Origin of the sequence: Ciceribacter lividus (assembly GCF_003337715.1) — a bacterium.
Classification (GTDB): Bacteria; Pseudomonadota; Alphaproteobacteria; order Rhizobiales; family Rhizobiaceae; genus Allorhizobium; species Allorhizobium lividum.
Window position 1 is genome coordinate 69,964 of sequence record NZ_QPIX01000007.1, and the last position, 21,491, is coordinate 91,454.

The 21,491-nt window shown below is 63.1% G+C and carries 23 protein-coding genes; 19 read left to right on the forward strand and 4 right to left on the reverse strand.

What is annotated here, in order from left to right; translation table 11 throughout:
• Positions 1-2: 2 nt before the first annotated feature.
• From DFR48_RS13340 to DFR48_RS13395, 12 genes are all read left to right on the forward strand, one after another.
• Positions 3-875, forward strand: a complete 873-nt coding sequence (locus DFR48_RS13340; protein WP_114363648.1) for an SDR family oxidoreductase — start codon at positions 3-5, stop codon at positions 873-875.
• Between the two features lie 361 nt (positions 876-1,236).
• Complete coding sequence (locus DFR48_RS13345) at positions 1,237-1,599, forward strand: septal ring lytic transglycosylase RlpA family protein (RefSeq protein ID WP_114363649.1); 363 nt, start codon at positions 1,237-1,239, stop codon at positions 1,597-1,599.
• Positions 1,600-1,707: 108 nt separating this feature from the next.
• Positions 1,708-2,997, forward strand: coding sequence for an RsmB/NOP family class I SAM-dependent RNA methyltransferase (locus DFR48_RS13350; protein ID WP_114363650.1), 1,290 nt, complete (start codon positions 1,708-1,710; stop codon positions 2,995-2,997).
• Positions 2,998-3,138: 141 nt separating this feature from the next.
• Entirely contained in the window at positions 3,139-4,419 is a 1,281-nt protein-coding gene (locus tag DFR48_RS13355; protein WP_114363651.1) for an imelysin family protein, read from the forward strand.
• A 43-nt stretch (positions 4,420-4,462) separates the two neighbouring features.
• Entirely contained in the window at positions 4,463-6,001 is a 1,539-nt protein-coding gene (locus DFR48_RS13360; protein WP_114363850.1) for a di-heme oxidoreductase family protein, read from the forward strand.
• Positions 6,001-7,098: an imelysin family protein gene (locus DFR48_RS13365; RefSeq protein ID WP_114363851.1), complete on the forward strand. Its 1,098-nt coding sequence runs from the start codon at positions 6,001-6,003 to the stop codon at positions 7,096-7,098. The genes DFR48_RS13360 and DFR48_RS13365 overlap by 1 nt, the downstream gene beginning before the upstream one ends.
• A gap of 2 nt (positions 7,099-7,100) precedes the next feature.
• Complete coding sequence (locus DFR48_RS13370) at positions 7,101-8,189, forward strand: DUF1513 domain-containing protein (RefSeq protein WP_114363652.1); 1,089 nt, start codon at positions 7,101-7,103, stop codon at positions 8,187-8,189.
• Between the two features lie 36 nt (positions 8,190-8,225).
• A complete protein-coding gene (locus DFR48_RS13375) occupies positions 8,226-8,678 on the forward strand; it encodes a TspO/MBR family protein (protein WP_114363852.1) in 453 nt (150 codons plus the stop codon).
• A gap of 75 nt (positions 8,679-8,753) precedes the next feature.
• The gene (locus tag DFR48_RS13380; RefSeq protein ID WP_114363653.1) at positions 8,754-9,203 is read left to right on the forward strand and encodes a PaaI family thioesterase; all 450 of its coding nucleotides are present in this window, start codon (positions 8,754-8,756) and stop codon (positions 9,201-9,203) included.
• Entirely contained in the window at positions 9,200-9,838 is a 639-nt protein-coding gene (locus tag DFR48_RS13385; RefSeq protein ID WP_114363654.1) for a 5'-methylthioadenosine/S-adenosylhomocysteine nucleosidase, read from the forward strand. The genes DFR48_RS13380 and DFR48_RS13385 overlap by 4 nt, the downstream gene beginning before the upstream one ends.
• Positions 9,839-9,923: 85 nt before the next feature.
• Positions 9,924-11,486, forward strand: a complete 1,563-nt coding sequence (gene guaA / locus DFR48_RS13390) for a glutamine-hydrolyzing GMP synthase (RefSeq protein WP_114363655.1) — start codon at positions 9,924-9,926, stop codon at positions 11,484-11,486.
• A gap of 205 nt (positions 11,487-11,691) precedes the next feature.
• Positions 11,692-12,486 carry a hypothetical protein gene (locus tag DFR48_RS13395; RefSeq protein ID WP_114363656.1) on the forward strand — a complete coding sequence of 265 codons (795 nt, stop codon included), beginning with the start codon at positions 11,692-11,694 and terminating at the stop codon, positions 12,484-12,486.
• A 45-nt stretch (positions 12,487-12,531) separates the two neighbouring features.
• On the opposite strand, the gene DFR48_RS13400 is transcribed toward DFR48_RS13395, so the two are convergent.
• Complete coding sequence (locus DFR48_RS13400) at positions 12,532-13,143, reverse strand: GntR family transcriptional regulator (RefSeq protein WP_114363657.1); 612 nt, start codon at positions 13,141-13,143, stop codon at positions 12,532-12,534.
• Between the two features lie 138 nt (positions 13,144-13,281).
• On the opposite strand from DFR48_RS13400, the gene bioB reads away from it, so the two are divergent.
• The 5 genes from bioB to DFR48_RS13425 are packed head-to-tail and all read left to right on the forward strand — an operon-like array spanning position 13,282 to position 18,299.
• The gene (bioB, locus tag DFR48_RS13405) at positions 13,282-14,268 is read left to right on the forward strand and encodes a biotin synthase BioB (RefSeq protein WP_114363658.1); all 987 of its coding nucleotides are present in this window, start codon (positions 13,282-13,284) and stop codon (positions 14,266-14,268) included.
• Complete coding sequence (locus DFR48_RS13410) at positions 14,268-15,407, forward strand: 8-amino-7-oxononanoate synthase (protein WP_114363659.1); 1,140 nt, start codon at positions 14,268-14,270, stop codon at positions 15,405-15,407. The genes bioB and DFR48_RS13410 overlap by 1 nt, the downstream gene beginning before the upstream one ends.
• Positions 15,404-16,045: a dethiobiotin synthase gene (bioD, locus tag DFR48_RS13415; protein ID WP_114363660.1), complete on the forward strand. Its 642-nt coding sequence runs from the start codon at positions 15,404-15,406 to the stop codon at positions 16,043-16,045. Before DFR48_RS13410 ends, bioD begins: the two co-directional genes overlap by 4 nt.
• Positions 16,042-17,319 (forward strand): adenosylmethionine--8-amino-7-oxononanoate transaminase, encoded by a 1,278-nt coding sequence (locus DFR48_RS13420; protein WP_114363661.1) that lies wholly within the window; start codon positions 16,042-16,044, stop codon positions 17,317-17,319. Before bioD ends, DFR48_RS13420 begins: the two co-directional genes overlap by 4 nt.
• Positions 17,316-18,299 (forward strand): beta-ketoacyl-ACP synthase III, encoded by a 984-nt coding sequence (locus tag DFR48_RS13425; protein WP_114363662.1) that lies wholly within the window; start codon positions 17,316-17,318, stop codon positions 18,297-18,299. Before DFR48_RS13420 ends, DFR48_RS13425 begins: the two co-directional genes overlap by 4 nt.
• Before the next feature lie 43 nt (positions 18,300-18,342).
• Here the strand turns inward: DFR48_RS13425 and DFR48_RS13430 are convergent, their stop codons facing one another.
• The 3 genes from DFR48_RS13430 to DFR48_RS13440 form a co-directional block, all read right to left on the reverse strand.
• A complete protein-coding gene (locus tag DFR48_RS13430) occupies positions 18,343-19,362 on the reverse strand; it encodes a GlxA family transcriptional regulator (protein ID WP_114363663.1) in 1,020 nt (339 codons plus the stop codon).
• The gene (locus DFR48_RS13435) at positions 19,359-19,925 is read right to left on the reverse strand and encodes an isochorismatase family protein (protein ID WP_114363853.1); all 567 of its coding nucleotides are present in this window, start codon (positions 19,923-19,925) and stop codon (positions 19,359-19,361) included. The genes DFR48_RS13430 and DFR48_RS13435 overlap by 4 nt, the downstream gene beginning before the upstream one ends.
• Before the next feature lie 126 nt (positions 19,926-20,051).
• On the reverse strand, positions 20,052-20,411 hold the full coding sequence (locus DFR48_RS13440; protein WP_114363664.1) for a DUF488 domain-containing protein: 360 nt from the start codon (positions 20,409-20,411) through the stop codon (positions 20,052-20,054).
• Positions 20,412-20,581: 170 nt separating this feature from the next.
• On the opposite strand from DFR48_RS13440, the gene DFR48_RS13445 reads away from it, so the two are divergent.
• Positions 20,582-20,932, forward strand: coding sequence for an ArsC family reductase (locus tag DFR48_RS13445; protein ID WP_114363665.1), 351 nt, complete (start codon positions 20,582-20,584; stop codon positions 20,930-20,932).
• 8 nt (positions 20,933-20,940) lie between these two features.
• Positions 20,941-21,414 carry a Cys-tRNA(Pro) deacylase gene (gene ybaK / locus DFR48_RS13450; RefSeq protein ID WP_114363666.1) on the forward strand — a complete coding sequence of 158 codons (474 nt, stop codon included), beginning with the start codon at positions 20,941-20,943 and terminating at the stop codon, positions 21,412-21,414.
• Positions 21,415-21,491 lie beyond the last annotated feature (77 nt).

Consider the following 21,491-nt stretch of genomic DNA (forward strand, 5'->3'; position numbering starts at 1 on the left):
CGATGCGGATGATGATCTTCGGAGCCGGGTACTCGGGCAAGGCGATCGGCGCGCTTGCCGCCGCCAAGGGACATCAGGTTGCCGGCACGACGCGGAGTATCGACAAGATGGCGGCGCTCGACGAAGCCGGCATCACTCCCTTCGAGTTCGACGGAGCATCGTTTTCCGGAGAACTCACCGAGACCTTGCGGAACGTCACCCACCTCGTCCAGTCGATTGCCCCCGGCCCGGGCGGTGACCCCCTGCTTCCGCTTCTCGGCGACGAGGTGCGAACGCATCTGCCGCGGCTCGAGTGGATCGGCTATCTGTCAACGGTCGGCGTCTACGGCGACCACGCCGGAGCCTGGGTTGACGAAGAGACGCCGTGCCGGCCAGTCTCGCAGCGTTCGGTCGAACGCCTGCAGGCGGAGGTGGCGTGGCAGTCGCTCGTTGCCGCAAGCGGCGTGCCGCTGGCGATCCTGCGTCTGTCGGGCATTTACGGGCCTGGCAGAAATCCCTTCGTCAATCTTGTCAACGGCAGCGCCCGCAGGCTCGTCAAGAAGGCTCAGGTGTTCAACCGTATCCGCGTCGAGGACATCGCCGCAGCCATACTTTTCCTTGCCGAGGCGCGCACGTCCGGCATCTTCAATGTAACGGACAACGAGCCGTGCCCGCCGCAGGACGTTGTTGCCGAGGCGGCACGCCTGATGGATGTCGAGCCTCCTCCAGAGCAGGATTTCGAGACGGCCAAGCTCACGCCAATGGCGCGTTCGTTCTACGGCGAGAACAAGCGCGTTTCGAATGCGAAGATCGCCAGCCTGGGGTTCCGTTTCCAGTACCCGGACTACCGGGTGTCGCTCGCGGAGCTGTGGGCCAGCGGCCACTGGAACAAGTAGAAGCCTCGCCGCGTTTCCGTCGCTCATCGCCCATCTCAGGACCCGGACGTCTCGCAATGCCCCGGAATCTTCACATCTCGGGCAGGAAATGGGGCATTCGGCAAAAATTTTCCGAAATATTTTTTGTGAACGCGACGAACGTAGGCTGAACTGGAACCGCGTTCCAATTTTCCGCTGATTTTGAACACGTTTTCTCTTTTTGCCGCACGCTCTTCATAATTTGTTCACCATGATTGAAATCACAAATGTTACAGTATGTAACACTTCGTGAGTTCATAAAGGCACGTTTTTGCCACTTTTGACCCCGCCTTAGCGTTCCCACGCAAATTCCAGCTACAACGAACGACTAGGGAAATCGAACTTGAAGAATATCCGGCGCTCTATTGCCACCATTGCAGCTATAGCTGCATTCGGTGCTTTCGCCCCTGCGCAGGCTTCTGCAAACTCGTCCTGCGGTGGCGCTTCCTGGTATGCCCTTCACTCGCGCACTGCTTCCGGTGAGCGAATGAATCCTTCCCTCCTTACGGCGGCTCACAAGTCGTTCCGCTTCGGCACCAAACTCAAGGTGACCAACGCGAGAAACGGTCGGAGCGTCGTGGTGCGGATCAACGACCGCGGACCCTTCGTCCGGGGTCGCGTGCTGGACCTTTCCAAGGCAGCCGCACAGAACATCGGCATGGTTCAGAGCGGCCACGCCAAGGTTTGCTATGAGGTCATCGGCTGACGAGAGGCTACCCAAAAGGGGCTCCGTTCCGTTCTTCGTAAGGCGCGGGTGCTTGCCCTCGGCGTCGTTCGCCGCTACCACGCAGTCTTCTGTTGCAGGAGACATGACATGCGTTTGGGCGGCCGCCTTGCCGGCGCGATCGAAATTCTGGACGATATCGAGACCCGTCGCCGACCGGTCGCGGACGCGCTGAAGGACTGGGGACTGTCCCATCGCTTTGCTGGTTCGGGTGACCGCGCGGCGATCGGCAACATCGTCTACGACGCGCTGCGCATGAGGCTCTCTCATGCCTGGCTGATGGATGACGAGAGCGCGGCAGCGATCGGCTATGCGGTGCTCCTGCGCCAATGGGGCTTTACGCCGGAGAGCCTGACAAACGAACTGGACGGAGACAGCTTCGCTCCGGCAGCGCTCGGCCCGGCACAGCTTGCTGCGTTCGCCTCACGTCGGATCGAGGATGCCCCGCTGCATGTGCAGGCCGACATCCCCGAATGGATCCAGCCGTCTTTCGAAACCGTATTCGGAGAAGACTGGCTCGTGGAAGCCAAGGCGCTCACCAAACGTCCCACGCTCGACTTGCGCGCCAACACGCTCAAGGCCTCGCGCGACAAGGTACTGAAGGCGCTCGATCGCGTCGGCGCCCAGGCTGCCCAGATCGCCCGCAACGGCATCCGCATTCCCGCCGGCGAAGGCCCCTCGCGGCTCCCCAACGTGACGGCCGAGCTTTCCTTCCAGAAGGGCTGGTTTGAAGTCCAGGACGAGGGATCACAGATCGTCGCCGATCTCGTCGATCCTCGTGAAGGCGATCAGGTTCTCGATTTCTGCGCCGGCGGCGGCGGCAAGACGCTCGCCATGGCGGCGGCCATGCACAACAAGGGTCAGGTCCACGCCTATGACGCCGACCGCAAGCGGCTCGCCCCGATCATCGAACGCCTCAAACGCGCCGGCACGCACAATGTCCAGGTCCACGACGCTGTTTCCGCGATAGCCCCCCTGACCGGTCGCTTTGACCGCGTGCTGGTGGATGCCCCCTGTACCGGAACCGGCACCTGGCGGCGGCGTCCGGATACCAAGTGGCGGCTGACGCCGCGCAATCTGCAGGAACGCGTCGAACAGCAGCGGGAAGCGCTTGCCGAAGCCGCGGTCTACGTGAAGCCGGGTGGCGAGCTCCTTTATGTGACCTGTTCGCTGCTCCCGGAAGAAAACGACGACCAGGTCCGTGGCTTCTGCGAGAGCCATGCGGATTTCGAGATAGCTTCGGGTTTCGACGTCTGGAACCGGCTTTTTGCTTCGTCGAACGCGCGTCCGCGCAGCCGTGACGGCCTGACGCTGACACTCAGCCCCGCCGCCACCGATACGGACGGCTTCTTCTTCTGTCGCATGCGCCGCCGCAGCTAACCGCGGCGCGTCGATACGCGCCCGGACCTCCAGCGAAGCGACGGAAATTTATTCTAGACTATTTGACACCAGTTTATTTTTACTCCAAGACGTTCGGGTCCATTTCACTCATAGGCGCCCAATCCGCCTCAGGAGATATTCATGACCCGGAAATCCATTTTTGGTGCCACCATCGCATTGATGGTCGCGTCGACGGCCATGATTGCCGCACCCGCCCTTGCCGCACCCGACGCGGTGCAGGTGCTGAAACACTACGCCGTCCTCGCGCAGGCGAAGTATGAGGACTCACTGTCCACGGCCAAAGTCCTCGACGCAGCAATCGACGCTTTGATCGACAACCCTGGCGAGGAAACGCTGAAGGCAGCGCGCGCAGCCTGGATCAAGGCCCGCGTCCCCTACCAGCAGTCGGAAGTCTATCGCTTCGGCAATCCGATTGTCGACGCCTGGGAAGGCAAGGTGAATGCCTGGCCGCTTGACGAGGGCCTCATCGACTATGTCGACGCGGCCTACGGCACGGAGAGCGACGAAAACGCGCTCTATGTAGCCAACGTCATTGCCAATCCGCAGATCAAGATTGGCGGCAAGGAGGTCGATGCCTCGGAGATCACGCCTGAGTTCCTCGCTGAAACACTGCACGAGGCCGGCGAGATCGAGGCAAATGTGGCCACCGGCTACCACGCGATCGAGTTCCTCCTCTGGGGGCAGGATCTCAACGGCACCGGCCCTGGCGCCGGCAACCGGCCCTATACCGACTACGACGCCAAGAACTGCACCAACGGTCATTGCGACCGTCGGGCCGCCTACCTCAAGGCGGCGTCGACCCTGCTCGTGTCAGACCTGCAGGACATGGTCGCCGCATGGCAGCCAGATGGTGAAGCCACGAAGGCGGTCGAGGCCGACCCAAAGGCGGGGATTACCGCTATCCTCACCGGCATGGGTTCGCTTTCCTATGGCGAGCTCGCCGGCGAGCGCATGAAGCTCGGCGTGCTGCTGCATGACCCCGAAGAGGAGCATGATTGCTTCTCCGACAACACCCACAACTCGCATCTGAACGACGCGATCGGCATCGCATCCGCCTATACCGGCGAATACGCCCGCGTCGACGGCACCAAGATGACCGGCCCGTCGCTTTCCGAACTGGTTGCCGCCAGGGACCCGGCACTCGATGCCGAAATGAAGGCAAAGCTCGAGAAGACACTCGCGGCCATGAATGCAATGGCCAAACGCGCCGAGACGGTAGAGGTCTACGATCAGATGATCAGCGAAGGCAATGCAGAAGGCAATGCCACCGTGCAGGCCGCCATCGACGGCTTGATCGACCAGACCAAAACCATCGAGCGCGTCATTGCTTCGCTGGATCTCGGCGCGATCGAGCTCGAAGGCTCCGACAGCCTCGACAATCCCGAAGCCGTGTTCCAATGAGACGAAGGCGGGCTGCCGGACTTTCCGGCAGCCCGACATGCATATGCAAGCAACCTGCGTCTTCTCGCTCCGATCCCGGCACCGGTTGGCTTTTCTCGCCGCCGCCTCACTGCTGTTTGCGCCGCCCGCCGGTGCTGCGGAAGTGAAGCGCAACGATCTTTCGGCGGAGGACATCACCCGCGTCGAGCATATTACGCGGCCGACCACCGACTTCTCCAAGCCGGAACGATATGAAGCAATGCCGGGTGGCGCGGCAACGTCGCGAAATCCCGTCAATCCCGATGCGTTCTCCCACGCCTCCGCCAACCTCGCCTTTTCGGAAGAAGAGAACTTCAAGCTCGGCAATGCGTTGTTTCGAAAGCTCTGGGTCTCTTCCCCCTCCTCCACCCAGGCGTCCGACGGGCTCGGCCCGCTGTTCAACGCGCGCGCCTGCCAGAACTGCCACCTGAAGGACGGGCGCGGCAGGCCACCGGAAGGCAATGCCGACGCGACATCGATGTTCCTGAGGCTTGCCCGCCCAGCCCGCACGAGCGAGGAGCGGCAGGCTGTCACCGATCTCAAGGTGGTCAACTTTCCCGATGCTACCTACGGCGCCCAGCTTCAGGACATGGCCGTGCCCGGCGTCGCCGCGGAGGGCCGGGTGGTCATCACCTACACCGAGGAGCCGGTAACGCTGGCAGGCGGTGAGATCATCACGCTGCGCAAGCCGCAATACAGCGTCGCGGACCTCAACTACGGGCCGCTCGGCATCGACACAACGCTCTCACCGCGCATCGCCAATCCGATGATCGGCATGGGTCTCATAGAAGCGATCGCCGCCGCCGACATTTTGGCGAAGGCCGACCCGGATGACCGCGACGGTGACGGCATCTCCGGTCGCGCGGCGCGCGCGCGCGACCATCGCACCGGCGAGCTGAAACTCGGACGCTTCGGCTGGAAGGCGCAGAACGCCTCGGTTCGCGACCAGAGCTCCAGTGCCTTCGCCGGCGACCTCGGCATCTCCACGCCGGACACCCCGCGCCATTGGGGTGACTGCACCGAGGCACAGGAGGAGTGCCGCTCCATGCAGAACGGCGTACAGACACGGCTTGGCAATACCGAAGCGCCCGATCCGGTGCTCGATCTCGTCACGTTCTATTCGGAAAATCTCGCCGTTCCCGCACGCCGTGACGTCGACGCCCCGGAGGTGCTGAAGGGCAAGTCTCTGTTTTATGGCGCCGGCTGCATCGCCTGTCACACGCCGAAATACGTGACACGGCGCAACGCTGCCAACAAGGCCCAAGCCTTCCAGTTGATCTGGCCCTACTCGGACTTCCTGCTGCATGACATGGGCGAAGGACTTGCCGACGGCCAGCAGGTGGGAGATGCCACAGGTCGGGAGTGGCGCACTCCTCCGTTATGGGGCATCGGGTTGACCGACGAGGTCAACGGGCACACCTTCTTCCTTCATGATGGTCGCGCACGTAACCTCACCGAGGCGATCCTCTGGCATGGCGGAGAGGCCGAAAGCGCGCGCAACGCATTCGCATCAATGACGCCCGAAGCACGTCAACACCTGATCAGATTTCTGGAGTCGCTGTGATCAAATTCCTGTTCCGCTCGATTGCCGCCCTCTTCGCCCTGAGCCTTCCGGTGACCGCGCAGGAGACGTCCATACCGACACTCCAGGCGGACGCGATACCCTCCGTGCTCGAAAAGGCGGTCGATCGTTTCATCCGCCCGGGATACCGGGACTTTCGGGACAGGGCTGGAGACTTCGAAGAGGCGATGCAGGTGCTCTGCACCGCTCCGTCGCAGGAGCGATTGGACGCCGCCCGAGGCGCCTTCGGCAAGAGCGTCGAGGCCTGGTCGAAAATCGAGATCGTCCGTGTCGGGCCGGCGATCGAGGCCAACCGCTTCGAGCGCATTCTATTCTATCCCGATCGCAAGGGCACCGGCCTCAAGCAGGTGCAGGCAGTGCTTGCCAAGCCGGATGAGCGCGCGACCAGAGTCGAAACACTTAGGGAGAAGAGCGTCGCCATGCAGGGCCTCGGGGCAGCGGAATTCGTGCTCTACGGCACCGGTTCCGAACTCCTTTTGCAGGAGGCGAACGGCTTTCGTTGCCGCTACGGAGCGGCGATCGCCGGAAATCTCGCGCATCTCGGCAGCGAGCTTGCCCAGGAATGGGACGAGCCGACCGGCATTCAGAATGCCTGGAAACATCCGGGCGCCGACAATCCGTACTTCCGGGACGACCGCGAGGCGGTGACCACCCTTCTCGGCATCCTCGTCCACGGTGCCGAGGCCGTGCGCGACCAGCGCATCGAGACATTCTACAAGGGAGAGGATGCCAGGACGTCGCCTCGGCAGGCGATCTTCTGGCGCTCCGGCCTCACCTTCGCGTCCATCCGCGGCAATTTCGAAGGCATCAGCGCGTTGATCGACCAGTCGGACATGGACAAACTCCTCGATCCCGATTCCCGTTCGATCGTCAACTCCATTGATTTCGTGCTCAAATCGCTGAGTCGCGCTGCCGGAGCCGTCGATGCCGATGTCGAGGTGTCCGTCACATCACCGGAACAGCGCTCCAAACTCGATTTCCTGCTGCTGAACAGCAAAGACCTGATCCTGCGGCTCAACGACGATTTTGGCGGCGCACTCGGTCTCGGCGCAGGCTTCTCCTTCTCGGACGGAGACTGATCGTGCGGAAAAGTGCGCTCATCGACCGTCGCAGCTTCGTCAAGGCTGCAGGAGCTGCGTTCCTGGCAGGACTGTCCTCCAGGGCAGCCCTCGCGCTCGATCGCACCGACGCCGTCTTCGCGTCGGGTTTCCGCGCGCCCGACAGTACATACTGTCTGGCTCTCCTGAGCGAGAAAGGCGAGATCATCACGCAGATGGATCTTCCCGGACGCGTGCATGGACTGACCTCTTGCGCGGCATCCGGCAGGGTGGTCGCCTTCGCGAGACGGCCCGGCACCTTCGCGATGGCCGTCGATCCGAAGACGGACATGGAGCCGACTGTCTTCGCTTGTGGGGATAACCGGCACTTTTTCGGCCATGGCGGTTTCTCGCCGGACGGGCGCGTCCTCTATGCCTGCGAGAACGACTTCGACAACAATCGCGGCGTCATCGGCGTTTATGACGCGACGAACGGCTTTTCCCGTCTCGGCGAAGTTCCGGCCCATGGCGTCGGAACACACGATATGACGGTGAGTGGCGACGGTCGACTGCTCATCATCGCCAATGGCGGCATCGAGACCCACCCCGATTTCGGACGAACGAAGCTCAATCTCGATCATATGTTGCCGAGCCTCGTCATCAGCGACGCGAGAACCGGGGCGCTCGTCGAAAAGCACGTATTGCCGGAGAACCTTCGCCAACTTTCGACCCGCCATCTTGCGCTCGCGGACAACGGCCGCATCTGGTTTGCCTGCCAATACGAAGGCCCGCGCAACGACCTTCCACCGCTCGTAGGCTATTTCGGCCACGGCGAGGAACTTCGATTCGTCGATCTGCCGGAGGAGACGACAGAAGGGCTCGCAAATTACGTCGGCGCGATCGCGGTTAACCGTCGCGACAACGTCGTCGGCCTCACCTCACCAAAAGGCGGCGTCGCGGTGACGCTCGACGGCACCAAGGGCACGATCCTGCGACAGATGCGGATCGCCGACGCGGCGGGCATCGCGCCCGGCGCGGGCGGCTTTGCCGTATCGTCTTACAATGGGCATTTTGGGCGAACACAGAGCGCCGTCGCCTGGGACCAGCATATCGTCCGTCTCAGCACGCTTTGACCTTGGATGAAGCCGATCGCGCCCTACATCTTCATCATGCGCTCGCTTCTGATCCATCTCGTCTTCATCGTCGTTACGCTCGGTTTCGGCCTGCTCTCCGGTCTCGCGAACCTTCCGGACGAGTGGTATCAGTCGCTCGACAAGCCGCCGTTCAATCCGCCCGCCTACGTCTTCGGTCCGGTCTGGACCACGCTTTACGTGCTGATCGCGATCGCCGGTGCCCGAATGTGGCTAAGAGCCCCCGCTTCCGCGGCAATGCAGCTCTGGTTCGGCCAGATGATATTCAACCTCTTGTGGTCCCCCTCCTTCTTCGGTCTGCAAAGCCCGGCTCTCGGCCTCGTCGTTATCCTGCCACTTCTCACCCTGATTCTCGCTTTCATCGCCAAGACCTGGGATGTCGACCGACCTTCGGGCCTGCTTTTCATACCGTATGCGGCCTGGGTCGGCTTTGCCTCGCTTCTCAATCTTTCGCTCTTCGTGCTCAACTGATTTTCTCGTTGCCGGCGGCTTGCCTGCCTGTTGAGAGCGTGCCAATTTCGCGCCTCTCAAGGGGAATGGCGACAAATGAGTGACATAGACAGCGAGGACGTGCACGAACGCATCCGGCAAAGCTTCGCGCGGCAAGGCGCGATGGAGACGCTCGGTGCCGAGCTCACCCGCATCTCGCAGGGAGTGGTCGAAATCGAGCTGCCGTTCGACATAAAACTCACGCAGCAACACGGCATCCTGCATGCGGGCGTCATCTCGGCCGCGCTTGACAGCGCCTGCAGCTATGCCGCCTACACCGTCATTGCCCCGGACGCCTCACTGCTCACGATAGAGTTCAAGGTCAACCTGATGTCGCCGGGACGCGGCGACCGGTTCCTGTTCCGCGGCGAAATCACCAAGCCGGGCAGCACGATCATTGTTGCAGACGGTCGCGGTTACGCGGTCGGCGACGGCCCGGCCAAGCTGATCGCGTCCATGACCAGCACGCTGATGGTCGTGCGTGGACGGGAGGGGATCACCGGGTGACGTTCGAGCTGAAAACGGTTAGCGGCAAGTCGATCCTCTTCGTGATGGCCGCGGAGGCGGAGTATGGTCCTTTCCTGCGGTCGCGCTTCGACCCCCTGATGACAGGCGTCGGCCCGGTTGAGGCCACGCTCGCGCTGACCCGAGCCGTCTCCGCGCTGGAGGCGGCAAAGACGCTTCCGGATCTCGTCGTCTCGCTCGGCTCCGCCGGTTCGAACACTCTCGAGCAGACGGGGATTTATCAGGTCGGGTCGGTCTCCTATCGCGACATGGATGCCTCGCCGCTCGGCTTCGAGAAGGGCCGCACGCCATTTCTCGACCTTCCCGCGGTCATCGACCTCCCATTGCGCATTCCCGGCATTCCGACAGCCAGCCTTTCGACCGGCGCCAACATCGTTTCGGGAGACGCCTATCACGCCATCGGTGCCGACATGGTCGACATGGAAACCTTTGCGGTCTTTCGCGTGTGCAGCACGTTCGGCCTGCCACTGATCGGCCTTCGGGGGATTTCCGACGGGAAGGATGAGCTTCGCCACGTCGGCGACTGGACGGAATACCTGCACGTCATCGACCAGAAGCTCGCCGGCAGCGTCGACACGCTGCTTGCGACACTCGAGGACGGCCTCTTCTGGTTCTGAAGTCGACGCGGCGTACTGCGAAATTTTCCGGATCTGCGGCAAATCAGCAATTGCCAGAACGGGCGGTTTTCATTAAAGGCTCGACATGACCCAGACAGCTCATCCCGACAGCGTTCTCATCATCGATTTCGGCAGCCAGGTGACGCAGCTCATCGCCCGGCGCGTCCGCGAGGCGGGCGTCTATTGCGAGATCGTTCCGTTCCAATCTGCAGACGAAGGCTTTGCGCGGCTGAAGCCGAAGGCGGTGATCCTCTCGGGGAGCCCGGCCTCGACGCTTGAAGAGGGAAGCCCTCGCGTACCGCAGGTCGTCTTCGACAGCGGCGTTCCAATCTTCGGCATTTGCTATGGGCAACAGACGATCTGCGTGCAGCTCGGCGGCAAGGTCGAGGGCGGACATCACCGGGAGTTCGGCCGCGCGTTTCTCGATATCGAGAAGGACTGCGCACTCTTCGAGGGTCTCTGGCCCACCGGCTCTCGCCACCAGGTCTGGATGTCCCATGGCGACCGCGTAACCGCATTGCCCCCCGGCTTCGAAGTGGTCGCGACCTCCGCCAACGCTCCCTTCGCCTTCATCGCCGACGAGAAGCGTAAGTATTACGCCGTGCAGTTCCATCCGGAAGTCGTGCACACGCCTGACGGTGCCAAGCTGATCGCCAACTTCATCCACAACGTCGCCGGCATCAAGGGCGACTGGACGATGTCGGCCTATCGCGCCAAAGCCGTTCAGGCCATCCGCGACCAGGTCGGCGACAAGCGGGTCATCTGCGCCCTCTCGGGCGGCGTCGACAGCTCCGTCGCGGCACTGCTGATCCACGAAGCGGTCGGCGACCAGCTCACCTGCATCCTGGTCGACCACGGGCTGATGCGCAAGAACGAGGCGGCCGACGTGGTCGCCATGTTCCGCGAGCACTATAACCTGCACCTCATTCACGTCGATGCCGTCGACAGGTTCGTCGGCGAGCTGGAAGGCGTTTCCGACCCGGAAACCAAACGCAAGATCATCGGCCGGCTCTTCATCGAAACCTTCGAGGAAGAGGCCAAGAAGCTTGGCGGCGCCGACTTCCTGGGCCAGGGCACGCTCTACCCTGACGTCATCGAAAGCGTTTCCTTCACCGGCGGACCGTCGGTGACGATCAAATCGCACCACAATGTCGGCGGCCTGCCGGAGCGCATGAAGATGCAACTGGTGGAGCCGCTGCGCGAACTCTTCAAGGACGAAGTCCGCGTACTCGGCAAGGAGCTCGGCCTGCCCGACTCCTTCATCGGCCGTCATCCTTTCCCGGGTCCGGGCCTCGCCATCCGCTGCCCCGGCGGCGTCACCCGCGAGAAGCTCGACATCCTGCGCGAAGCCGATGCGATCTATCTCGACGAAATCCGCAAGGCTGGTCTCTATGACGCGATCTGGCAGGCCTTCGCCGTGCTGCTGCCGGTGCAGACCGTCGGCGTCATGGGCGACGGCCGCACCTACGAATTCGTCTGCGCGCTTCGGGCCGTGACCTCGGTCGATGGCATGACCGCCGATTTCTACCACTACGACATGGAATTCCTGGGCCGTGCGGCAACCCGCATCATCAACGAAGTCCGCGGCATCAACCGCGTCGTCTACGACGTGACCTCGAAGCCGCCGGGCACAATCGAGTGGGAATGAAATAACACAGATCCCGGGTAGTCGGCGGGAAGGATATTCCTGCCGAACCCGGTCTTCGTGAACGCTTGCCCGTACGTCACACCGTCTGCGTGAGACGATCAGCCTTCGATCGCCAAAGTTGACGCATGTCAACGCAGGCCGCAATGTCAGCGTGTACAGTTCAGCCGTTCTTCGAGTAGGTGCGCATCGAGCGAGGGCGGCCGGCATGGCGCGGCAGATCGAGCGAAAGGTGACAATCATTCGCGGCATAAGCGCCGCTTCTCTTGCGGTCCTTGTCATCCTCTGCGCGAACATTCTGGGAGCGGCCGCCGCCTTCGCCGATCGAGACAGCCCACAATTCCACCGGGGTGCATGCGAGGGGTCCTACCCTGGATGGCTGCGCGGCGTGGTCGACGGATACCACGATTTGTCCCTGAGCTCCGTGAAGGACCCCTCAAGCGTCCTGCAGATGGTTCCCACTCCGGAAGAGCTTACGTCGGCCGACGAACGCCTCGGATACGGCGAGGGCCTCAAGGAGGGCTTCAAGCTCGGTGTCAGCTACGGCGTGGAACTTGGAAGGGCGGCGCGCACCGCTGAGTCCGATGCCGAGACAATGGGCCAAATGACGGCCCGGTTCCAGGCATTCGTACAGGAGCATTGCGGTGACCTTATTGCCGCATTGGACTGGAAAAAGACCTTTATGAATACAGCTGAAACGTCGACTGTCGCCACCCTGAACGAAGCCCAGCTGGCCATGCATCTCGCGGCGACTGCCAACCAGTTGGCAATCAGCGCTGAAGAGATGGCTCGAGGGGCACAGGAGGCGGAGGCAAAGGGTGACTTGCCTGCGGCGTTGAAGTTCCGTGCCACTGCGCAGTCTTCTGCTCAAATGTCCGCAAGTTTTGCCCAGATGGCCCGAAGCCATGCGGCAGCCGGTCGCGAGGAAGCCGTTCAGGCCATCATCGATGCGGAGGCCGCTGCGGAGAGAGCGAAGAAAGCTGTCGACGGCGCGGGCGGCTAGCCGCACAAGGCGCCTGAGCAAACCTCGCCGCTGTCGCGCGACGTCTCACGTCGCGCGTTCGAGCCCGCGGATATGGTTGCGCAGCATGGTCGCCGCGCGGTCGAACTCCTTCTTCTTCAGGGCATTCACGATCTGACGATGCGCAAGGCTGGAGCCCGGCTGCCAGCCGGCCGAGCGGGTTGCCGAGAATATGATCCGCGAATTGGCAAGCTGAAGATCGTCGAGCATCGAAAGGAGCTTCGGCATCCGGCACGGCGCGACGAGTTCGCGGTGGAATACGCGATTGGCTTGCTCCCACTCCACCATGGTCTGCGCCTGATCGGCCGCGATGAGCGCCTTCTCAATCCGCTCGAGGCAGGCCGCGTTCATGCGGGGCCCCGCAAAGGTGAGTGCAAGACTTTCCAGTGCCGCCCTGATCTCGACCGTCTCCTGGATCGCAGCAGGATCCAGCGGCGCGACCCGGACCCCTCGGCGAGGCTCGGCGACGACTAGCCCGCGTGACCTCAGCAGCTGGAAAGCCTCCCTCGCCGGTACATGGCTCGCCTCGAATTCCTCCGCAATCCTATCCTGACGCAGAGGCGAGCCCGGAAGCAGTTCCCCGGCAACGATCCGCTCGCCCAACACTCTCGCGATGCGTTCCGCGACCGTCTCCGCCATCGTTGCCTCATAGATAATCTATATTAATTGTCGTTGACGGTCCGCGATTTTGCAGACAGCCTGACTCCATGAGGAGATTTAATAGATAATCTATTATTTGCCAAGCCTCGACGTTGGAAAATACGCGGAGATGCAGCCATGCACGATCTGAACCGGCAACAGAACACAGCCATCGATGGCTCAGGTCCGGCCTGGACGTTCGAGGACGCCCGCGCCCTCTACCTGCAGCCATTCAACGATCTGCTCTTTCAGGCGCACAGCCTTCACCGTGAAAATTTCGATCCCAACCGGCTGCAGTTCAGCAAGCTCATCAACATCAAGACGGGTGGCTGTCCCGAAGATTGCGGCTACTGCAGCCAGTCGTCGCATCACGAGGCCGGCCTGAAGGCCTCGAAACTGCTCTCTTGCGAGCAGGTGCTCTCCGAGGCGCAAGAGGCGAAGGACGCCGGAGCGACGCGCTACTGCATGGGAGCCGCCTGGCGTAGCCCGAAGGCCCGCGACGAGGCGGCGATCGTCGCCATGGTGAAAGGGGTCAAAGCACTCGGCCTCGAAACCTGCATGACGCTCGGAATGTTGTCGCCCGAACAGGCGCAGACCTTCGCCGAAGCAGGCCTCGACTACTACAACCACAACGTCGACACCTCCGAACGCTTCTACCCCGAAGTCATCGCGACCCGTCGATTCGAAGAGCGGCTGGAAACGCTCGCCCATGTCCGAGAGGCAGGCATCAAGGTCTGCAGCGGCGGGATCATGGGGCTCGGTGAAAGCGAGGACGACCGCATCGACATGTTGGTCACGCTCGCGAACCTGCCGTCTCCGCCGGAGAGCGTGCCGATCAACATGCTCATTCCGGTACCGGGCACAAAAATGGCCGATGCGGCGCCGGTCGATCCGATCGCATTCGTCCGCATCGTCGCCCTTGCCCGGTTGCTAATGCCCCGGTCTCATGTGCGCCTGTCGGCCGGGCGTAGCGACATGTCGGACGAGCTGCAGGCTCTCTGCTTTTTCGCTGGTGCGAATTCGATCTTCGTCGGGGACACCCTGCTGACGGCGGCCAATCCCGGGGAGGACAAGGACCGAAGCCTCTTCCGCCGGCTGGGCCTGACGGCCGAGGACAACCGCTGATGCTCGAGCAGCTGGCTCGCTACGACACCAAGCTCAGGCAGCTCGAACAGAAGGATCGCCGCCGCCGGCTCTGCGCCGAGGCCGGCGTCGACTTCTCGTCCAATGACTATCTCGGCCTCGCCGCCTGTCCGAGGCTGGCGGCCGCAACGATGGCAGCCTTGGAGCGTGGCGTACCGCTCGGCGCCGGCGGGTCACGGCTGCTGCGCGGCAATCACGAGGAACATGAGGCACTGGAGGCCGAGGCAGCAGCCTTCTTCGGCAGCGAACGAGCGCTCTATTTCGGGAGCGGTTACGCCGCCAATCTTGCTGTCCTCTCCACATTGCCGCAGCGCGGCGATCTCGTGCTGTACGACGCCCTCATTCATGCGAGCGCACATGCGGGGCTCAAGGCGGGACGGGCAGAAGGCGTGGCCGTTCGGCACAATGATGCCGAGGCCTGCGAGGAGGCGATCCGTCGCTGGCGACAGGGCGGCGGCATCGGCACTCCCTGGATCGTGGTCGAGAGCCTCTATTCGATGGACGGCGACCGCGCGCCACTTCAGGACTTGATGGCAGTCGCCGATCGTCACGACGGATTTCTCTTCGTTGATGAGGCCCATGCGAGCGGCGTATGGGGACCGGATGGCCGCGGCTTTGCCACAGATTTCGAGGGACGGGAGAATGTCCTTGTCCTTCATACCTGCGGCAAGGCCCTCGGCGGATCCGGCGCTCTTGTCGCCGGAAGCGGCATTCTGATCGATTATCTCGTCAACCATGCCAAGCCCTTCATCTATTCGACCGCGCCATCGCCGCTTCAGGCGGCCTCTCTCCGCGAGGCTCTCAGAATACTCCGCGAGGAACCGGAAAGACGACAGCGCCTCCACCGCCTCGTTCGTCTTGCCGACGGGCTCAGCGCCGGTCTCCTCGGCGCATCGAGTGGTTCCCAGATCCAGCCGGTTGTCGTCGGCTCGAACGGCCGGGCTGTCGCTCTTGCCGAGCGACTGAGGCGGGATGGCTTCGACGTGCGGGCAATTCGACCGCCAACCGTCCCGGCCGGAACGGCGCGACTGCGCATCTCGATCACCTGCAATGTCAAAGAGGATGACGTCCGCGCGCTCTTCGATCATCTTGCCGCCGCACTTGCGGAGATATCGTCGTGAGCGCGCGCTACGTCGTCACCGGCACCGACACCGGGATCGGCAAGACGGTCTTCTCCGCCGCGCTGACGGCCGCACTCGACGGCTTTTACTGGAAGCCCATCCAATCCGGCCTCGATGATGAAACGGACAGTCAAACCGTCGCCCGACTCGGGGGACTCGCGCAGAACCGCATCCTGCCGGAGCTCTGGCGGCTTCGCACGCCGGCTTCGCCGCACATCGCAGCTGAAATCGATGGCGCCAGTATCCATCCGGACGCGATCGATCCTCCGGCGGTCGATGGCCCACTGGTGATCGAGGGCGCAGGTGGCCTGATGGTTCCGCTGACCCCGGACCGGCTCTTCATCGAAGTCTTCGCGCGTTGGGGGCATCGCGTCATCCTCTGTGCCCGGACGCGTCTCGGGACAATCAATCACACCCTCCTTTCGATCGAGGCTCTGCGGTCGCGGCAGATTCCGGTTCTCGGCGTCGCGTTTATCGGCGAGCCGGAGGAGCACGTGGAAGAAACAATCGTTCACCTCGGACGGGTTCGGCGCCTCGGGCGAATGCCGTTCCTTACTGATCCGAATCCGTCGACGCTCGCCCGCGCCTTTCACGACCACTTCGACCTTTCGATCTTCGAGCCGGAGAGCAGACCATGAACGCTGCGAAATCGTCGCCTGTCTGGCACCCCTTTACCCAGCACGGTCTGGAGCAACCCTTCAAGCGGATCGCAAGGACCGAGGGCTCCAGCCTGATCGACGAGGATGGGCAGCGAATTTTCGACGGGATTTCCTCCTGGTGGGTGATTACCCATGGCCATCGCCACCCGGCAATCATGGCGGCAATCCGCGAAGCGACCGACAAGTTCGACCAGATCATCTTCGCCGAGTACAGCCACGAACCGGCCGAGAAACTTGCGGCCGGCCTGATCGAATTGGCGCCCGACGGGCTCACCCATGTCTTCTACTCCGACAGCGGCTCCACCGCGGTGGAGGTCGCCATCAAGATGGCGCTTGGTTATTTCCATCACCGCGGCGAGCGAAAGGCCAGGATCGTCGTCATGGAACACAGCTACCACGGCGACACGGTCGGCGCGATGTCGGTCGGTGAGCGCGGCGTGTTCAACGCCCCCTACCAGCCCCTGCTGTTCGATGTCGGCCGACTCCCCTTTCCCGCGGCCGGTCACGAACAGCAGACGCTCGACGCGCTGGAGCAGCTCTGTCGCGGTGGCGACGTGGCTGCCGTACTCGTCGAGCCCCTGGTTCTCGGTGCCGGCGGGATGAAGCTCTATGCCCCGTCGGTTCTGACCGAGATCGCCGCCATCGCCAGCCGTTCCGGCGCGCTCCTGATCGCGGACGAGGTCATGACCGGCTGGGGCCGCACCGGCACGTTGTTCGCCTGCGAACAGGCCGGTATCACGCCGGACATTCTCTGCACGTCGAAGGGGCTCACGGGCGGCGCACTGCCGCTTGCCGCCACGCTCAGCAAACCGGAGATCTTCGACGCGCACCGCTCGACGGATCGAAGCCGGACATTCTTTCATTCCAGCTCCTATACCGCCAATCCGATCGCCTGCGCGGCGGCATCGGCCAATGTCGACATCTGGCGGCAAAAGCCTGTGCAGGCGCGTATAGCCGCATTGGCCGAGAGGCAGAGCAAGAAGCTCGCACGTTTCCAAAACGATCCGCGTTTCTCGGACGTGCGGCAGATCGGCACCATTACGGCTCTGAATTTCGCAACGGAGACGACCGGCTACCTCTCCGACGTCGGGCCGAGATTGCGTCGGCTGTTTCGCGAAAGAGGACTGCTCATCCGCCCGCTCGGCAATGTCATCTACCTGATGCCACCCTACTGCTCGTCCGCCGAAGAACTCGACCGTGCCTATGCCGCAATCGACGAGTGCGTCGACCTGATCCGGAGCGCCGACCGATGATGCGGTCGAGCCGGATGGCCGGTTTCGGCCACAGCGTTCCCGAACGCATCGTCGAGAATTGCGAGATCGAACATCGGCTCGGCCTGGAGGCCGGCTGGATCGCGAGGCGAACCGGCATAAGGCGCCGCCGTTGGGCGGAGCCGCAGGATAGCCTGACCGCGCTTGCGGCCCGGGCGGCTGAGGATGCACTCTTGAGCGCCGACGTGGACCGGCGCGACATCGGCCTGACGCTGCTTGCCACCTCCACACCCGATCATCTGCTGCCGCCGTCTGCTCCGTTGCTCGCTTACAACCTCGGGCTTACCCGTTGCGGCGCGGTGGATCTTGCCGGGGCCTGCACCGGGTTCCTGCAGGCGCTGGCACTGGCCGACAGCCACGTGGTGCGCCATGGCAGACCGGTGCTGGTGGTCGCGGCGAATATCCTGAGCCGCCGGATCAACCCCGATGAACGGGCATCAGCCGTCCTCTTCGCCGACGCGGCCGGTGCCGTCGTACTTGCGCCTTCGGATGACACCGACCGAGGATTGCTCTCCCTCGATCTTGCCAGCGACGGCAGCCAGTACGGCCTGATCGGAATCCCGGCGGGAGGCAGCTCGCTACCTTTCCGGCCGGACCTTCCGGACGACCAGTGCCGGATGAGCATTCGCGACGGAAAAGCCGTTTTCGCTTCCGCCGTCAGGATGATGTCGGAAACGGCCACGGCGGCCGTCGCACATGCGAGGCTGCAAATGACCGACGTGACCCGCTTCATTCCCCATCAGGCGAATGCCCGCATGACGGACGCGCTTTGCGAAAAGCTCGCGATCGGAAAGGACAGGACCGTCGAGACGATCGCCGAATTCGGCAATTCGTCGGCGGCAACGATCCCGCTTTCGCTCTCGATCAGCCATCGGAATCATCCCCTCGCGCGCGGAGAAACCCTGCTCTTGAGTGCCGCGGGCGCCGGCATGACCGGCGGATCCCTTGTCTGGCGAATATGAAGCGCGGCGGCCGGACAGTAACTGCGGAGGCATTTTCTCTGCGTTACGCGCGGTCACGCTCGCGCGGCAATTTCCTGGCGCGGCTCGGAGGTGCAGAATGCAGGCGGTTCCAGGCGCGACGGAACTGTCGCGTCGACGCGAAGCCCGCCCGCTCCGCCACGCTTTCCATGTCGAGCCGCGTGCCTACCACGAGCTCGTGCGCCAGGGCGATACGCATGCGGTTGACATAATCGCTGACGCTCATCCCCGTATGCTCATTGAACAGGCGCGAGAGATTCCGAGGACTCGTAGCCGCCACGCGGGCGAGTTCGTCGACCGACCAGTCCCGCGCGGGATCGGTCGCCACGGCGTCCTGCGCGCGATGGATCGCCGGATGAATGTGATTGCGCCCCTCGAGCCAGGGCGAGATCTGAGGATCGGCACCACCGCGCCGCAAGTAGACGACGAGATAACGGGCGACGGCGAGCGCCGTCGCGTGCCCCGCCTCCTTGGCCACGATGTGCAGCATGAGGTCGATGCCGGCGGTGATCCCGGCACTCGTCAGCCGCTCTCCGTCCTCGACATACAAGCGGTTCTCCTTCACCCGCGCCGTCGGCGCGAGCCGGATCAACTCGGACGTGGTCTCGTGGTGGGTGGTGCAGTCGTAACCATCGAGAAGCCCGGCGCGGGCAGCGAGCAACGCGCCCGAACAGATCGAGACAAGCCTCCGGCCGGGACCAACGGCACGTTTCAGCCAGGCGACGATTGCCGCTTCGAGCCGAGCGTCTTCGTCGCGGCTGTTGAAGGCTTGGCCGAGCGGCTTGTCGGCAGCACCCGAGACAACCACCAGCGAACCTTCTGGCAGATTGTCCGGCAGAGGCTCGATCGCCGCAAGATGCAGACCGATCGAGCTCCCGACCGCCGGCGCCGGGCCGATATAGTGAACGGAGAAATGTACCTTGTCCTGGACGAGGTTGGCCTTGCGCAGCACTTCCATCGGACCGGCGACATCGAGGAGCAGCGCGCGGGGTGGCACGACCATATAGACCGGAACATCCCTGCGATGCTGCGTGTCGATTGTCATGCGGCAACCTTCTCGGCAAGACCGGAAAGGGCTTCCTGGACGGTGGCGATGCGGGCGAAGCGGCCCGCAAGCACGAGCTCGGTGCGGGCGCGGATCTCTTCGGCGCTCCACTCGCGGCCGCCGGCGTCCGTCATCGGGAAGGTGAGCGTCGCCTCGCTGACATAATCGACAGCGTAGCCGAGGTCGGAGGCGTGGCGCGTCGTGGTTTCGCAGCACTGCTCGGTGCGGATACCGGATATGATCACCTTGCGGATGCCGTTCCGAACGAGCCAGACATCAAGACCGCTGCCGACGAGCGCGCTGTGCCGCCGCTTGCGAAAGACCGCATCCGGCTGGATTGTCAGCGGCTTCAACGTCGTGACGTTGCCGGATGCCTCCGAGAACGGCCCTTCGTCCTCGACGTGGAAGATCTGCACCACCGGAACGCCCGCAGCCTTGGCGCCATCGATCAGCGCCTGCTGGCGGGCAATATAGCCGGCGAGGCCGTCTTCCCGGAAATACGGCCGGTGCCGAAAGGACTCCTGGACGTCGATCACGATCAGGGCGACTTCATGTGCGGACATTTCATGCATCTCCATGTGTTGAACATAAAGAAAGCCTACCGACATTCGCAAAAAGAAAAATCGCCTTTCCTGACGAAGATGGGACATTTTACGCCAACTTTCCAGCATCAGCGCGGACAAAGTTCGTCAGGTGTTCCCGGCAAGCCAGTCCCTCAGGGCGACGGCGTTGTTGTGCACCTCGTCGCGCGCGGCGTAGAGCAGCGTGATCGGTCCCTCGTCCTGATGATTGCGGAGGACATCCGCGGCGGACTTTGCCGCAGGCGCCTTCAGCTCGGCGAAATAGGCGGCGCGGAACTCCTCCCAGTCTTCCGGTTTGCCGTGGAACCGCTTGCGCAACGCGTCACTCGGGGCAATGTCCTTCAGCCAGAGATCGATGCCTGCCTTTTCCTTGGCGATCCCGCGGGGCCAGAGCCGGTCGACAAGAATGCGCGTTCCGTCCGTATCGGCCGCGGGCTCATAGACGCGCTTCAGCATGATCTTTGCCATGGTCGGCAATCCTCCCTTCACCCACGTCGTCGAGTATTGAGGCGCAAACGGGCAACACTGTCAAAGCCGTTTCCTGTCGTTCCGGTCATTTGAAAGGCCGCGACGTTTTGCTATGCCTTGGCCATCAGAATCGGGACGGCGACCGGCCCGAAGGCGCAGCAGGACGGCACATGCGAGTTACGCTCTACGGCATCAAGAACTGCGACACCATGAAGAAGGCGCGGACCTGGCTGGATGAACAGGGCATCGACTACGCCTTTCACGATTACAAATCGTCCGGGATTGACCGCGGCAGTGTCGAGCGGTGGTGCGACGCCGCCGGCTGGGAAACCGTGCTGAACCGTGCCGGAACGACGTTCCGCAAGTTGCCGGAGGCGGAAAAGGGCAATATTGACCGAGAGCGGGCGATCGCGTTGATGCTTGAGCAACCATCGATGATCAAGCGGCCGGTCCTGGAGACCGAGGGACGTGTGCTCGTCGGCTTCAAGCCGGACCTCTATGACAATTTCTTCGCCGGCTGAGGTTCTCGATGTCGAAAACCACGCGCGCAACTCAGGCACTGGCAAGAGCGGGCATCGCCTTTTCCGTTCACCTCTATGACTACGATCCGGACGCCGAACGCATCGGTCTCCAGGCGGCTGAGGCGATCGGCGAGGAGCCGCGTCGCGTGCTGAAGACGCTGATGGCCGAGGTCGACGGAAAACCGGCCTGCGTCGTCGTGCCCTCTGACCGTGAGGTCAGCATGAAGAAGCTCGCCGCTGCCTTCGGCGGCAAGTCGGCGGCGATGATGAAGCCGGCAGATGCCGAGCGACTCACCGGCTATCACGTCGGCGGGATCAGTCCCTTCGGCCAGAAGAGGGTCGTGCCGACCGCCATCGAGGAGAGTGCACTCGCCGAGCCGCATGTCTACATCAATGGTGGCCAGCGCGGCGTGCAGCTCCGCCTCGATCCGAAGGACGCCCAGCGAGCACTCAAGGCGATCGCCGCCGCCGTGATCGCGTGACGAGGACCCTCTTGTCTGGCCGAGACAGGCGATGAGTCGTTCCGGGGCCTTACGCACACTTCAATTTCGCCGCAAAG